The sequence below is a fragment of the Blastococcus sp. SYSU DS0616 genome (assembly GCF_054051015.1).
Genome location: NZ_JBJHAJ010000008.1, coordinates 61,184 through 75,220, shown reverse-complemented (window position 1 = coordinate 75,220; position 14,037 = coordinate 61,184). Strand labels below are relative to the sequence as shown.

At 74.2% G+C, this 14,037-nt stretch carries 13 protein-coding genes; 5 read left to right on the top strand and 8 right to left on the bottom strand.

The annotated features are described in order from the left end of the window. Positions 1-194 precede the first annotated feature (194 nt). Entirely contained in the window at positions 195-539 is a 345-nt protein-coding gene (locus ACI79K_RS08225) for a hypothetical protein (RefSeq protein WP_456587663.1), read from the bottom strand. A gap of 113 nt (positions 540-652) precedes the next feature. Here ACI79K_RS08225 and ACI79K_RS08220 point away from each other — a divergent pair, with 113 nt between their 5' ends. Then, a complete protein-coding gene (locus ACI79K_RS08220; protein ID WP_456599460.1) occupies positions 653-1,309 on the top strand; it encodes a LysE family translocator in 657 nt (218 codons plus the stop codon). Positions 1,310-1,361: 52 nt separating this feature from the next. Here ACI79K_RS08220 and ACI79K_RS08215 read toward each other — a convergent pair whose 3' ends face one another. From ACI79K_RS08215 to ACI79K_RS08205, 3 genes are all read right to left on the bottom strand, one after another. Continuing rightward, complete coding sequence (locus ACI79K_RS08215; RefSeq protein WP_456587665.1) at positions 1,362-2,342, bottom strand: sigma-70 family RNA polymerase sigma factor; 981 nt, start codon at positions 2,340-2,342, stop codon at positions 1,362-1,364. A 136-nt stretch (positions 2,343-2,478) separates the two neighbouring features. Next, complete coding sequence (locus tag ACI79K_RS08210) at positions 2,479-4,263, bottom strand: bifunctional metallophosphatase/5'-nucleotidase (protein ID WP_456599459.1); 1,785 nt, start codon at positions 4,261-4,263, stop codon at positions 2,479-2,481. Positions 4,264-4,364: 101 nt separating this feature from the next. Further along, complete coding sequence (locus tag ACI79K_RS08205; RefSeq protein ID WP_456599458.1) at positions 4,365-6,032, bottom strand: hypothetical protein; 1,668 nt, start codon at positions 6,030-6,032, stop codon at positions 4,365-4,367. Positions 6,033-6,263: 231 nt separating this feature from the next. Between ACI79K_RS08205 and ACI79K_RS08200 the strand changes: the two genes are divergently transcribed. From ACI79K_RS08200 to ACI79K_RS08190, 3 genes are read left to right on the top strand one after another with little or no spacing between them, the layout of a single operon-like run. After that, positions 6,264-7,574, top strand: a complete 1,311-nt coding sequence (locus ACI79K_RS08200) for a sensor histidine kinase (RefSeq protein WP_456587668.1) — start codon at positions 6,264-6,266, stop codon at positions 7,572-7,574. Beyond that, positions 7,565-8,209, top strand: a complete 645-nt coding sequence (locus ACI79K_RS08195; protein WP_456587669.1) for a response regulator — start codon at positions 7,565-7,567, stop codon at positions 8,207-8,209. The genes ACI79K_RS08200 and ACI79K_RS08195 overlap by 10 nt, the downstream gene beginning before the upstream one ends. A 48-nt stretch (positions 8,210-8,257) precedes the next feature. Beyond that, positions 8,258-9,499 carry a GNAT family N-acetyltransferase gene (locus tag ACI79K_RS08190; protein ID WP_456599457.1) on the top strand — a complete coding sequence of 414 codons (1,242 nt, stop codon included), beginning with the start codon at positions 8,258-8,260 and terminating at the stop codon, positions 9,497-9,499. A gap of 148 nt (positions 9,500-9,647) precedes the next feature. Here ACI79K_RS08190 and argG read toward each other — a convergent pair whose 3' ends face one another. Next, positions 9,648-11,099 carry an argininosuccinate synthase gene (gene argG, locus ACI79K_RS08185; protein WP_456587671.1) on the bottom strand — a complete coding sequence of 484 codons (1,452 nt, stop codon included), beginning with the start codon at positions 11,097-11,099 and terminating at the stop codon, positions 9,648-9,650. Positions 11,100-11,191: 92 nt separating this feature from the next. After that, complete coding sequence (locus tag ACI79K_RS08180; protein ID WP_456587672.1) at positions 11,192-11,683, bottom strand: ribose-5-phosphate isomerase; 492 nt, start codon at positions 11,681-11,683, stop codon at positions 11,192-11,194. Between the two features lie 27 nt (positions 11,684-11,710). Here ACI79K_RS08180 and ACI79K_RS08175 point away from each other — a divergent pair, with 27 nt between their 5' ends. After that, positions 11,711-12,376 carry a DUF429 domain-containing protein gene (locus tag ACI79K_RS08175; protein WP_456587673.1) on the top strand — a complete coding sequence of 222 codons (666 nt, stop codon included), beginning with the start codon at positions 11,711-11,713 and terminating at the stop codon, positions 12,374-12,376. A gap of 3 nt (positions 12,377-12,379) precedes the next feature. On the opposite strand, the gene ACI79K_RS08170 is transcribed toward ACI79K_RS08175, so the two are convergent. Together ACI79K_RS08170 and ACI79K_RS08165 are read right to left on the bottom strand one after the other, a co-directional pair. Next, positions 12,380-13,141, bottom strand: coding sequence for an SDR family oxidoreductase (locus ACI79K_RS08170; RefSeq protein WP_456587674.1), 762 nt, complete (start codon positions 13,139-13,141; stop codon positions 12,380-12,382). A gap of 96 nt (positions 13,142-13,237) precedes the next feature. Continuing rightward, the gene (locus ACI79K_RS08165) at positions 13,238-13,897 is read right to left on the bottom strand and encodes a mycothiol-dependent nitroreductase Rv2466c family protein (RefSeq protein WP_456587675.1); all 660 of its coding nucleotides are present in this window, start codon (positions 13,895-13,897) and stop codon (positions 13,238-13,240) included. Between the last annotated feature and the right edge of the window lie 140 nt (positions 13,898-14,037).

Sequence of the window (14,037 nt, the reverse complement as noted above, 5' to 3'; positions counted from 1 at the left end):
CGTGGGCGATGAGTCCGGACGTCGGCGTCGGCGACCGTGACCGGCTGTGCGGTGGAGTGGAGAGCGATGACCGACGGCGCTCTGCTCAACGGGCGCGGGTTGGTCGGGCCCTGCCCCGCCGCTGACGGGAGTCGGCACCTCGACGACTTCGCCCCGCGAGCCGTACGGGACGGAGTCGTCGGATCCGCGCCGGATCAGCGCGGCCGGCGCGCGGCCTGCCGCACCGCCCAGCCGCCGGCCGCATCGGCGGCCCGGCGCCACAACGGCGCCCGCTGCTGCTCCAGGCGGGCCAGCCGGATCTCCAGCTCGACGACCCGGGTCGCGTCCGGACCGACGACCCGGGGGCGCGCGGCCAGCGTGGTCAGCCCCTCGACGAGCCCGGTGACCAGCTGGTTGACGTCCTCCGGCCCCAGCCGGGCCGTCCCGACGCAGGTCTCCCCGCGCCAGAGGCTCAGTTTGACCAGGCCGTTCTCGGTGTGCGTCGAGACCCGGACCGCCCGGCCCTCACCGCGCGCATCCCACGCCCATCGCCCGTTCACGGGTGGCACCGCCGTCATCGCCCCAGGGTGGGCACCGGGCAGGACCGGGTCAATCGGACGCTGAACGTGTCGGACTCGTCGGTCGCCCGCTCTCTCGCCGCGACCGTCAACGCGTGGCCCTCGCGGCGAGCTCGTGCGACGGTCGGCACGTGGACCTCGACTGGTGGGCGTTCGTGGGCGTGGCCCTGCTGGCCTACGTCATTCCCGGCCCGGACATGGCCGTCGTGCTGCGAGCGGCCACCCGAGGCTTCCGGCCCGGCGCGGCCGCCGCCCTGGGGGCGCAACTCGGCCTGTGCGTGCACCTGATCCTGGCCGTGGCCGGGCTGTCGGTCGTCCTGGCTCGGCATCCGGACCTGCTGACCACGCTGCGCATCGCCGGCGGGATCTACCTGCTCTACCTGGGCGGCCGGCTGATACTGCCGACTCTTCGCCGAACGCCCGCGGCTGACCACCCGCGCCCGGTCGACGTCTCCGCGCGGTCGGCGTTCGGGCAGGCCCTGTTCACCAATCTGCTCAACCCCAAGGCGGTGCTCTTCTTCGCCGCCGTCCTCCCGCAGTTCCTGGTGCCCGCCGCGGCCCCCGTGTGGCTGCAGGTGGTGGCCCTCGGCGCCCTGGACGTCGCGCTCGGCTTCCTCGCGTGGGCGGGGGTGATCGCGCTGGGCGTCCGGCTGTCGTCGTTGCTGCGTCGCGACCGGGTACGGCGGTGGTGGGACCGCACGACCGGCGCGCTTCTCGGGAGTGTGGGCGCAGGCCTGGTGGCCACCCGCTGACCCCGACCTCCCCGACCGGCGATGGCCAGTGCGGTTCACACGCTCCCGGCGGCTACAGCTTCGTCGGCAGCCCGAGCGCGGCGAACAGCTCGCAGTCGAGGTTCAGGAAGCTGGAGATGTGGGCGATCCGGCCGTCCTCGATCTCCAGCACGTGCAGGCCCCACGGCACGTGCCCACCGCCCTCGGCCGGGCGGTACTGGGCGAAGGCCGGCGTGGCGTTCGCCGAGGTCTCGATCAGCCGGGAGCCCTTGCACCCCGCCCCGGGCCCCAGCATCCAGGTGCCGATGTCGTCGCGCCCGCGCAGCCACATCTCGAACGGCGGCATGTGCTGGGTGGCGTCCTCGTGCAGCAGCTGCACGAACGCGTCGATGTCGTAGCGCTCGAAGGCGTCGAGGTAGCGGGCCAGCAGCGCGCGGTCCTCGTCGTCGAGGGTGCGCGGCGCGGGGCGCCCACCCACGTCGGCGAGCGTCGCCCGGGCGCGCTGCAGCGCGCTGTTCACCGAGGCCACGGTGGTGTCGAGCAGCTCGGCCACCTCGTCGGCCTTCCAGCGCAGCACCTCGCGCAGGATCAGCACCGCCCGCTGCCTGGGCGGCAGGTGCTGCAGGGCGGCGACGAAGGCCAGCCGCACCGACTCGCGGGCCACGGCCTGCTCGGCCGGGTCGCCGTCCTCGGGGAGCACCTGGCGGTCGAGCACCGGCTCGATCCACGCCGACGCCGGCTTGCGGCCGGCCAGCGACGCCGGGACCGGCGGATAGGGCGACCCCGCGAGGTCCATCGGCAGGGCACGGCGCGACCGGCCGTTGAGCGCGTCGAGGCAGACGTTCGTCGCGATCCGGTACAGCCACGAGCGGACCGCCGAGCGGCCCTCGAAGTCCCCGAGCCCGCGCCAGGCGCGGACCATCGTCTCCTGCACCGCGTCCTCGGCGTCGAACACCGAGCCGAGCATCCGGTAGCAGTAACCGGTGAGCTCACGGCGGTGCTCGAGCAGCCTCGGGTCGAGCTGGTCGGCGGGGCCGATGACGGCACTGGTCACAGGAGGTCACTCCTCGCGGGGTCGATGTGTACGTCAGCACACCACAGGCCCCCGACAGAACGGGAGCCCCGGCGCGACGAGCGCTCCGGGGCTCCCGACCGCTCCCACCCGGGTCGGGCGGGTCGGTGTCAGGGCGTCACGGGATCAGCGGCTCACCGTCGCGGACGAGCTGCCAGTTCTCGACGAAGAACTCCGCCGGGTCGATCACGCCCTCCTGCTGGGCGCGCTCGATGAGCAGCTGCCGGATCTCCAGCTGCTCGTTGTAGACCACCGGCGCGGTGCTGATCGCGGGGAAGTTGCCGCCCCCGCTGCGGCGGTAGTTGTTGACCGCCACGACGAACCGGTCGTCGTCGCCCACCGGCGCCCCTTCGTAGGAGAGCCCGACGATGCGGGAGCCGGCCGGCTGGGACACGTCGATGTCGTAGTCGACGCCGGAGAGGACGTCGTAGTTGTAGTCGGGGATCCCGTTCGGGAAGCCGTCCACGACCGCGTTGGTGATCGTCTCCGGGTCGACGTCCCCGGTGGCCGGCACCTGCTCGAAGTACCGGGCGGAGAACTCCAGGTACTCCTTCAGCTGGGCCCCGGTGAGCTCCACGGCCTCGAGGGTGTTGTCGTAGATGTAGAGCCCGGCGATGTCGCGGACGGTGACGTCACCGGCCGGGAACACGGCCTCCCGGCTGAACGGCGCCGCGATCGACAGCACCGGAAGGTCGGCCCGGTCGGTGCCCTCCAGGGCGGCGGCCACGGTGTCGGTCTGCACGTCCTGGATGAAGTCCAGGATCGCGGTGTCCTCGTACCGGCTGGTCGCCGCGGACAGCTCCTCCGCCGAGGTGGCCACCACCTGGTTGACGTACTCCACCGTCTTCCGGTGCGCCTCGGCCGTCGCGGCAAGCACCTCGGCCGACTCCTCGACCCCCGCGGTGCTCAGCGCCTGGGCGGACGTGCCGACGACGTCCCACTTCCCGCGGACCTGCTGCAGCTCGATGTCGACCTGCGAGACGGTGGCGCCCCAGCGGTAGGGCTGGGTGAGCAGCACGTCCTCGCCGGTGACCTCGTTCGTCACGACCTGGGAGGGGGCGTTCTGGTGCGTGTGGCCGACCACCATGGCGTCGATGCCCGGCACGGTCCGGGCGATGACGTCCGAGGGGTTCTCGGTCGGCACCTCGGGGCCGTAGGACGACGTCCCACCGACCCCGGCGTGCGACAGGACGACGACGACGTCGGCCTTCCGGTCGACGACCGGGACCCAGCGCTGCGCCGCCTCCACCATGTCCTGGAACGCCACGCGGCCCTCGACGTTGTTCTTGTCCCAGATCGCCGAGCCGGGGGTGGTCAGGCCGATGATGCCGACCTTGACCGGCTTGTGGCCGGGCACGCGCATCTGCTTGATCGTGTACGGCGGCAGGTAGGGCTGGCGCGACGGCTCGTGCAGCACGTTGGCCCCGAGCACCGGGTGGTCGACGTCGCGGGCGTAGCGCCGCAGCAGGTCCAGGCCGTAGTTGAACTCGTGGTTGCCGACGACCTGCGCGTCGTAGCCGATCACGTCGAAGGCGGCCGCCATCGGGTGCTCGACGCGGGTCCGGGTGACCGGCTCCTGCTTGGCGTAGTAGTAGGTCAGCGGCGTGCCCTGCAGGAAGTCGCCGTTGTCGACCACGAAGACGCTGTCCTCGCCGCGCTCGGCGCGCACCGAGTCGACGACCGTGGCCACCTTCGCCAGCCCGGTCTCGAAGCCGGCCCGCTCCGAGTAGGGCCGGTCGGCGAAGTAGTCCCAGTTCTGCACGCGCCCGTGCAGGTCGGTGGTGGCCAGCATGGTCAGCGTCAGGTCGTCCGCCGTGCCGGGCGCCGCCGCGGCGGGGCTCATGGTCGCCATGGTCAGCGCCGCCGCGGCAGCCGCCACGGACAGCGTGGTCCGCCGTCTCATCCGGTCGTTCCTCTCCATCGGTGGTCCCCGTGACCGTGCGCAGGGGATCCGGGAGGGGACGCTAAGGACCGGTGCTGACAGCCGAGCGAACGGTCTGCGGCCTACTGGTAACTGATCAGCTGCGGATCGGGCTCCACCTGCTCGATCGTCTGCTCCGGCGTGAGCATCGGGATGTCCTCGTCGTAGAAGTTCTTCCAGCCCCACCACAGGCCCTCGGGGGCGTCCCGCCGCAGCGTCGCCCACGTGCTCTGCTTGGCGCCCTGCCCGCCCTGGCCGTCGGCGTGCACCATCACGGCCAGCTCGTCGCGGCTGAGGTCCACCCGCTCGCGGCCCGGGATCATGTCGAGCCGGAACTGGTGCAGCACCAGCAGCTTCTGCGGCAGCTGGTTGTCACGGGTGAGGTCGGCCAGCCAGTGCACCACCCGGTTGACCTCCTCGATGTCCACCGACCCGATCTGCCGCAGGTGCACCTCGTTCGGGCCCAGCCGCCACTCCGGGTCCAGGGCCAGGCCGACGTGCGGCTCCTCCAGCAGCGACCGGTACAGCTCGGCCTGGGTCACGAAGTCGGTACGCCCCGGCTGCAGGTCGAGGACGACGTACAGCCCGGCCTCACCGGCCGCGTCCACCCACGGCCGCAGGAACTCCGGATCGGCCTCCGCGGAGTAGTCGCCGTCGGGCCCGGCCGAGGCCGAGGCGATGGTCGCGATGATCTCGAAGGCCGGCACCACCGTCTCCTCGACCAGCGGCTCGTAGGGCGCCGCGTGCGCCCGCGCCCGCTCGACGGCGGCGTCGACCGGCTGCTCGCCCATGAGACCGAGCGCCGCGGTGCCGGGGTGCCCGTAGAGGGCCACGAGGAGCTTGCCGGGGAAGAGCGTCTGGCCGCCGCCGGGGAGCTCCACCCCGGTGGCGGCGGTCTCCACCTTCCAGTCCAGGCCGTCCTCGGCGGCGAACCCCGCGCCGAGGGCGACGACCGCCTCGGGCTGCGCCTCGCCGAGGGCGCCTACGACGTCGGCCGAGGCCCGGGGGTCGGTGCTGCCCCCGGTCAGCAGCACCTGGGCACCGGCCGCGCGGGCCGTCGCGATGCCGGCCACCGAACCGGGCTCGCCCGAGGCGAGCACGACCGTGTCCTCGAGCGGTTCGGGGCGGGCCGTCTCGGGGAGCTCCGCGTCGGAGCCCTCCTCACCGGTCTCCTCCGCGGTCTGCCCCGCCGACCCGCCGCTGCCGCCCTCCGGCTGCAGCGCGGCGGGTTGCTCGGGGTCCAGCCCCGCCACGGCCGCGGCCTCGCCGTCGGCCGGGACGGGATCGCCCTCGGCGAGGTCGACGCCGGTCGCGGCGGCGACCGCCTCGGCGTCCGCCTGGACCGTCACCACCTCCGGCCCCGCACCCTCCGGCAGGGCGACGTCCCCGACGGCCAGCACGGTGCCCGTGCCCAGCCGCTCCAGCTCGCCGGTCACCGGCTCCGGCGCCTCGGCGCCGCCGGTGACCAGCAGTGGGACACCCAGCGCTACCGCGGCCGACGCGCCCAGCAGCAGGCCCGCCGAGTCGTCCTCGTCCGCGAGCACCGCGACGTCGGAGGAGTCGAACAGCGCGCGGCTCGCGCTCACCGCCGTCCCCACCGGATCGGCGTCCGCGACGACCGTCAGCCGTTCGTCGGGTGCCGAGGTGACGGCCTCGGCCACCTGGGCCTCCTCGGCCTCCTCGTCGCCGGACGAGGTGCAGCCGGCCAGCAGGACCGCGCTGAGTGCGAGCGGAACGGCGCGAGAGCGCACGAGGAGCCTCCGTCGGTCGGGGCGCCGGCGACCGGGACGCACGTCGACGCCGGCGTGACGCCCCGACCCTAGTGGGGGACCCACCTCGGCCGCGGCGCTGGACACCGCGGCGGCGGGCGGAGGAGCATCTCGCGCCGAGATGACCGCAGCACCGCAGTCGGGACGGCCCGACCACGAACCGGCCAGCCAGCGGGATGGGGCCGGGCACCTCGTCGCAGCAGGCTCGACGGCATGACCGCAGACACCCTCGTGCTCCCGCCCGCGAGCGACCGGCTCCCGGTGACGCGCCGCCCCGGCCGTGTGCGGCAGCTGGGCATCGACACCGGGTACTCGCTGGCCGGTTTCCCGGTCGGCGTGGCTGCGTTCGTCGTCGTGATCACCGGCCTGGCACTCGGCGCCGGACTGCTCGTCGTCTGGGTCGGGGTGGCGGTGCTGGCCGGCACGCTGCTGGCCGCCCGCGGTTTCGCCACCGTCGAGCGGGCGTGGCTGCCCGCGGTGCTCGGCCGGCCGGTGCAGCGGCCCGCCTACCGCCGCGCCGAGGGTCGCCCGGTCCGGCGGATGATCACGCCGCTGCGCGATCCGCAGACCTGGCTGGACGCGCTGCACGCGCTGGTCCGTCTGCCCGTCGCGACCCTGTCGTTCGTCATCACGGTGACGTTCTGGGCGATCACCCTCGGCGGCCTGACCTACGCGGCCTGGGACTGGGCCCTGCCGGACGCCACCCTCGACCCCGACAACCACGACCTGCTCGAGACCCTCGGCTTCGAGACCAGCCCGCTGCGCCGGATCGCCCTCTACACCGCGATCGGGCTGGTCTTCGGCCTCCTGCTCCCGTTCGCCGTGCGCGGCAGCGCGCTGCTGCAGGCTCTCCTCGGAAAGGCGATGCTGACCTCCCGCGCGGCGGCACAGGCCGAGATCGACCGGCTCGCCGGCGGCCGGGACGCGGCTGTCGCCGCCGAGGCGGTGGCGCTGCGCCGACTGGAGCGCGACATCCACGACGGCCCGCAGCAGCGACTGGTGCGGCTGGGCATGGACCTCGCCCGCGCCCAGCGGCAGCTCGACCGGGACCCGGGCGCCGCCCGCGAGACGCTCGGCGAAGCCGCCGGGCTGGCGCGGGAGACGCTGGAGGAGCTGCGCGCACTCTCCCGCGGGATCGCCCCGCCGGTGCTCGCCGACCGAGGGTTGGCCGCTGCGCTGACCGCCCTCGCCGCCCGCTCCCCCGTGCCCGTCGACCTCGCCGTCGACCTGCCGAGCGAGCGGCTGGCCCCGGTCACCGAGAACACCGCCTACTTCGTCGTCAGCGAGGCGCTGGCCAACGTGGCCAAGCACAGCAGCGCGACCACCTGCCGGGTCGAGGTGAGCTGCACCGGCGACCGGCTGCGCGTGGTGGTCGAGGACGACGGCACCGGCGGCGCGGTGGCGGCACCGGGGCACGGTCTGGCCGGGCTGGCCGACCGGCTGCAGGCCGTCGACGGCGTGCTCGTCGTCGACAGCCCCCGGGGTGGGCCGACCCGGCTGACCGGGGACCTGCCGTGCGGGTAGTGCTCGCCGAGGACTCGGTGCTGCTGCGCGAGGGCCTGGTCCGGCTGCTGGAGGAGGCGGACGCCGAGGTGGTGGCCGCGGTCGCCGACGGGCCGTCCCTGGTCCGCGCGGTCGGCGAGCACCGGCCCGACGTCGCCGTCGTCGACGTACGGATGCCGCCGACGCACACCGACGAGGGCCTCCGCGCCGCCGTCGAGGCCAGGTCCGCGGTGCCGGGCACCGCCGTCCTGGTGCTGTCCCAGTACGTGGAGGTGGCCTACGCCGACGAGCTGCTGGCCGACGGCGCCGGCGGCGTGGGCTACCTGCTCAAGGACCGGGTGGCCGACGTCGACACGTTCCTGACCGCGCTCGAGGACGTGCGGGGCGGGGGCACGGTGCTCGACCCGCAGGTGGTCGCCCAGCTGTTCGCCCGCCGCCGGGCCGACGACCCGGTCCGCCGGCTCACCCCGCGGGAGCGCGAGGTGCTCGGGCTGATCGCCGAGGGGCACTCGAACACCGCGATCGCCCGGGCGCTCGTGGTCACCCCGGGGGCGGTGGAGAAGCACACCCAGCACATCTTCGCCAAGCTCGGGCTCACCCAGGACGAGGACCAGCACCGACGTGTGCTCGCCACCCTGGCCTACCTGCGCGCCTGAGCCGAACTCGCTGGCGGCCTGTCGGAGCCGCCCGGTAGACACAGCGCTGTGAGCGACCTCGACGCCCGGTTCCGTCCGGTGACCCCCGACGAGTGGCCGGTCTTCAGCCGGGCCATGCACGACGTCTTCGCCGACGAGGCGCCGGCCGACTTCGCCGAGCGGCCGTCGTCGGTGGCGGAGCTGGACCGGTCGCTGGCCCTGTGGGAGGGCGACCGCGTCGTCGCCACCGCCGGCATCTACAGCCGGACCCTCGCCGTCCCCGGCGCGCTGGTGCCCTGCGCCGGCGTCACCTGGGTGACCGTCGCCCCGACCCACCGCCGGCGCGGCCTGCTCACCGCGATCATGCGCCGCCAGCTCACCGAGCTGCACGAGCAGCAGCGCGAGCCGGTGGCCGCGCTGTGGGCGGCCGAGTACCCGATCTACGGCCGGTTCGGCTACGCGCCCGCGACGGTGGAGGCGCGGTTCTCCGGTCGCACCGAGCGCCTGCGGCTGCGCCCGGACGTCGACCTCGGCACCGGTCGGGTGGAGCAGGTGCCGGTCGAGCAGTACCGCCCCGCCGCCGTGGACGTGCACCGGGCGGTGCACCGCTGGGTGCCCGGGAACATGGTGCGCGACGACCGCTGGTGGGACCGGCAGCTGCGCGACGACCCGTCCCGGCGGCACGGGGCCACCGAGCGCCGCTACCTGCTGCACCGCGAGGCCGACGGCACGGTCACCGGGTACGCCGCCTACCGGGTGAAGGGCGCCTGGAGCGACACCGGCGAGCCCGACGGCACCCTGACCGTCGAGGAGGTGCGGGCGACCGGCACCCCGGCCTACGCCGCGCTGTGGCAGGTGCTGTTGTCGGTCGACCTGGTCCGCACGGTGAAGTACCCGGCGGCCTCGCCCGACGACCCACTGCGCTGGCTGGTCACCGATGCCCGGGCGCTGCACAGCACGCCGGTCGACGGCCTGTGGGTGCGGCTGGTCGACGTCGACCGGGCGCTGGCGGCCCGCCGCTACCCCGCCCCCATCGACCTCGTGCTGGAGGTGCGGGACGCGTTCTGCCCGTGGAACGAGGGGCGCTGGCGGCTCTCCGGGCACCCGGCCGGCGGCTACTGCGGCCGTACCGATCGCGACCCCGACATCGTGCTGGGCATCGAGGAGCTCTCGGCCGCCTACCTGGGCGGCGTCTCGCTCGCGTCCCTGCAGGGCGCCGGCCGGGTGACCGAGATCAGCCCGGGCGCGGTCACGCTCGCGTCCACGGCGTTCGGCTGGCCGGTCACGCCGTGGTGCCCCGACGGCTTCTGAGCTGACCGCCCTCCCCGCGCGTGCGGGGAGGGCGGTCGGGCCTCGTCCCGGGACCCGCCGCGAGCGTGCGAGCGGTGGGGAGGACGGTCAGGCCTCGTCCCGGGACCCGCCGCGAGCGTGCGAGCGGTGGGGAGGACGAGGTCCTTCTTCAGTCGGTGCCGGACTCCATCGCGGCCCGGTCCAGCAGCTCGTCGTGCGCCGACACCTTGCCGCGGGAGGCGATCGCCTCGGCGCCGCCCTCCTGGGAGGCGTCGATCAGCCCGGTCGCCGCGGCCTGCGCCGCACCGACGGCCACCGGGGTCGGCCCGCCCCCGACCATGCCGATCCGCGCGTACTGCTCCAGCCGGGCGCGCGAGTCGGCGATGTCCAGGTTCCGCATGGTGAGCTGGCCGATCCGGTCCACCGGGCCGAACGCGGAGTCCGACGTGCGCTCCATCGACAGCTTGTCCGGGTGGTAGCTGAAGGACGGGCCGGCGGTGTCGAGGATCGAGTAGTCCTCCCCGCGCCGCAGCCGCAGCCGGACCTCGCCGGTGACCGCCATGCCGACCCACCGCTGCAGCGACTCCCGGAGCATGAGCGCCTGAGGGTCCAGCCAGCGGCCCTCGTACATCAGCCGGCCCAGGCGGCGGCCCTCGGAGTGGTAGGTGGCGAGGGTGTCCTCGTTGTGGATGGCGTTGACCAGCCGCTCGTAGGCGATGTGCAGCAGCGCCATGCCCGGCGCCTCGTAGATGCCGCGGCTCTTCGCCTCGATGATCCGGTTCTCGATCTGGTCGGACATGCCGAGGCCGTGCCGGCCGCCGATCGCGTTGGCCTCGTTCACCAGGTCGACGGCGGAGTCGAACTCCCGCCCGTTGATCGTGACCGGCCGGCCCTGCTCGAAGCCGACCGTGACCGTCTCCGGCGCGATCTCGACGGCCGGGTCCCAGAACCGCACGCCCATGATCGGCTCGACGGTCTCGATGCCGGTGTCCAGGTGCTCCAGCGTCTTGGCCTCGTGGGTGGCGCCCCAGATGTTGGCGTCGGTGGAGTAGGCCTTCTCTGCGCTGTCGCGGTAGGGCAGGCCGTGGGCGACCAGCCACTCCGACATCTCCTTGCGGCCACCGAGCTCGGCGACGAAGTCGGCGTCCAGCCACGGCTTGTAGATCCGCAGCCCTGGATTGGCCAGCAGGCCGTAGCGGTAGAACCGCTCGATGTCGTTGCCCTTGTAGGTCGAGCCGTCGCCCCAGATCTGGACGTCGTCCTCGAGCATCGCCCGCACGAGCAGGGTGCCGGTGACCGCGCGGCCCAGCGGGGTGGTGTTGAAGTAGCTGCGCCCACCGGAGCGGATGTGGAAGGCACCGCAGGTGAGCGCGGCCAGGCCCTCCTCGACCAGCGCGGCGCGGCAGTCGACCAGCCGGGCGAGCTCGGCGCCGTAGGCCGTCGCGCGGCCCGGGACCGAGGCGATGTCCGGCTCGTCGTACTGCCCGATGTCGGCGGTGTAGGTGCAGGGGACGGCGCCCTTGTCGCGCATCCACGCGACCGCTACGGAGGTGTCGAGACCACCGGAGAAGGCGATGCCGACGCGTTCGCCGACGGGCAGGGAGGTGAGCACCTTGGACACGAGGGCAAGTATGCACGACGCTGCATAGTCATGCAGAGCCGCCCTCGCGAGACGGGATCAGCCGGGCGGCGTCGCCGTTCCGGCCGGCCGCGTCACGGGTGCTGGGTGCGCGTGGGCAGCCCGCCCGCGGGACGGTGCCGGTCTCGCTCGTAGTCGCTGATCAGCCCGATCCGGCGCACGTGCCGCTCGTCGCCGCTGAACTCCGTCCCGAGGAACTCCAGCACCAGCGCCGTGGCCTCGTCGTCGCTGTGCTGGCGGGCGCCGATGGAGACGACGTTGGCGTTGTTGTGCTGGCGGGCCAGCTGGGCGGTCGCGGTGTTCCACACCAGAGCGGCCCGGACGCCGGGAACCTTGTTCGCCGCGATCTGCTCGCCGTTGCCGGAGCCGCCGATGACCACGCCGAGCGACCCCGGCTCGGCCACCGTCCGCTCCCCCACCTCGAAGCAGAACGGTGGGTAGTCGTCCTGCGCGTCGTACTCGAACGCGCCGCAGTCGACCGGCTCGTGGCCGGCCTCCGCCAGCGCCCGCTTGAGGTGCTCCTTGAACTCCAGGCCCGCGTGGTCGGTGCCGATGAAGACGCGCATGCCGGGGAGTCTGACAGGCTCGCCGGCGTGGCTGTGCTCGGGCTGGACGGCTGGCGCGGCGCCTGGGCCGGGGCGCTGCTGGACGACGGCGCGGTGACACTGCTGGCCCTCCCCGACGCCCCGGCCGCCCTCGCCCTGCCCGGGGTGGACGTCGTCGCGGTCGACATGCCGATCGGGCTGGCGGAGAACCGGCCACGCGTGTGCGACGTCGCCGCCCGGCGGCTGCTCGGCCGGGCCGGCAGCTCGGTCTTCCCGGCACCGCTGCGGCCGGTGCTGGGCGCCGCCGACTACGCCGACGCCTGCCGGATCTCGGTGGCGGTGTCCGGGAAGGCGCTGTCGAAGCAGGCCTGGTTCCTCGTGCCGTCGATCCGCTCGCTGGACGAGGCCCTCGGCGACCCGCCCGACCCGCGGGTGCACGAGGTCCACCCCGAGCTGGCGTTCCGGGCGCTCGACGACCGGGTGCGCGACCCGAAGGCCACCGCCCGGGGGCTGGCGCAGCGGCTGGCCGCCCTGCGCCCGGTGATGGACGTCGACCGCGCGCTGGCCGAGGCACCGCCGCGGCTGCCCGCCGTCGACGCCCTGGACGCCTGCGCCGCGGCCTGGTCGGCCCGGCGGATCGCGGCGGGGAGTGCGGAAACCGTCGGCGGTGACGAGCCCGACGCCCGGGGCCGGCCGATGGAGATCAGCTGGTGAGGCTCACGAGCCGGTGACGCGGCGGACCACCGACAGCGGCAGCACCCGCAGCAGCCGTGCGACCGCCGTCCAGGGCCAGCCCGGCACGTAGGCCGTGACCGGCTCCCGTTCCACCGCTGCGGTCAGCGCGTCGACGCCCTTGTCCAGGCCAACGGTGAGCGGGCCGCGGCGGCCGACGTTGATGTCGGTGGCGATGTAGCCGGGCAGGATCGTGGAGACGACGATCCGCGAGCCGTACACGTCGGAGCGGATGCCCTCGGCGAGCGAGTTGAGCGCCGCCTTGCTGGCCCCGTAGGCGGTGCGGCTGCCCGGCATGCCGCGCACGGAGGCGACCGAGGAGATGAGCACCAGGTGGCCCATGCCCTGGCGGCGGAACAGCTCCATCGCCGCCTCGCACTGCGCATGCGAGCCGAGCACGTTGGTGTGCAGGACGGCGCGGTTCTGCGCCGCCCCGCCGGTGCCCACGGACACGCCCTTGCCGATGCCGGCGTTGACGATCACGCGGTCGAAGCCGCCCAGCCGCTCGGCCAGCTCCGCGAAGACGGTCGGCACCGAGGCGGCGTCGTCGACGTCCATCGCGGCGACCTCGACCCGGATGCCCGGGTGCGCCGCCCGCAACTCGGCCTGCAGCGCCTCCAGCCGCTCGACGCGGCGGGCGCACAGGGCGAGGTCGCGCCCCATGGCGGCGAACCGGCGGGCCATGCCCTCGCCGAGGCCGGAGCTGGCGCCGGAGATGAAGATGCGCTGGCGGGTGGGGTGCGGCATCCCGACAGCATGCCGCACCCCCACCCGGAACTCATCGGAACGGCCCCCGTCCAGAGGCTCGTCCCGAGCGTGCAAGGACGAGGGGGACGGGGGTCCTTACCGGGTGAGCTTCAGGGCGTCGGCCGGCACGGAGTCCATGTCCGGGCCCGAGGTGCGGGTGCGCTTGAGCTCCCAGAAGTCGGGCAGGTTCGCCAGCAGGACGGCCCCGTCGAAGGCCTTGCCGGCGTCCTCACCGGTCGGCACCTTGCTGATCACCGGCCCGAAGAACGCCACGCCGTCGATGTGCATGACCGGCGTGCCGACGTCGTCGCCGACCGGGTCCATGCCCGCGTGGTGGCTCTTCTCCAGGGCCTCGTCGTACTCGGTGGAGCCGGCGGCTTCGGCCAGCGACGCCGGCAGCCCGACCCGCTCCAGGGCCGGCGCGATGAGCTCGTCGAGCTCGAGCTCCTCGTGGTGCCGCAGGGTCCCCATCGCGGTGTAGAGGTCGCCGAGCACCTCGTCACCGTGCTGCTGCGCCGCGGCCATCGCCACCCGCACCGGACCCCAGGCCTTGGCCATCATCTCCTGGTACTCCTCCGGCAGGTCGCGCCCGCGGTTGAGCACCGCCAGCGACATGACGTGCCAGTGCAGGTCGATGTCGCGCACCTTGGCCGCCTCCAGCACCCAGCGGCTGGTCAGCCAGGCCCAGGGGCACAGCGGGTCGAACCAGAAGTCGACGCGGGCCTTCGTGGGGGCGCTCTGCACTGCCTCGGTCATCCTTGCTCCTTGCTCCTCGCTCGGGTGCCCGGGTCGCCGAGCGCCCGGGCCGTCTCCCGCAGGCAAGCCCCGCCGAGGGGTGGTTGTTCCCTGCCGCGGGCCGCCGACCGGCAGACGGCGGGCGCACCGTCGTCCCCGCA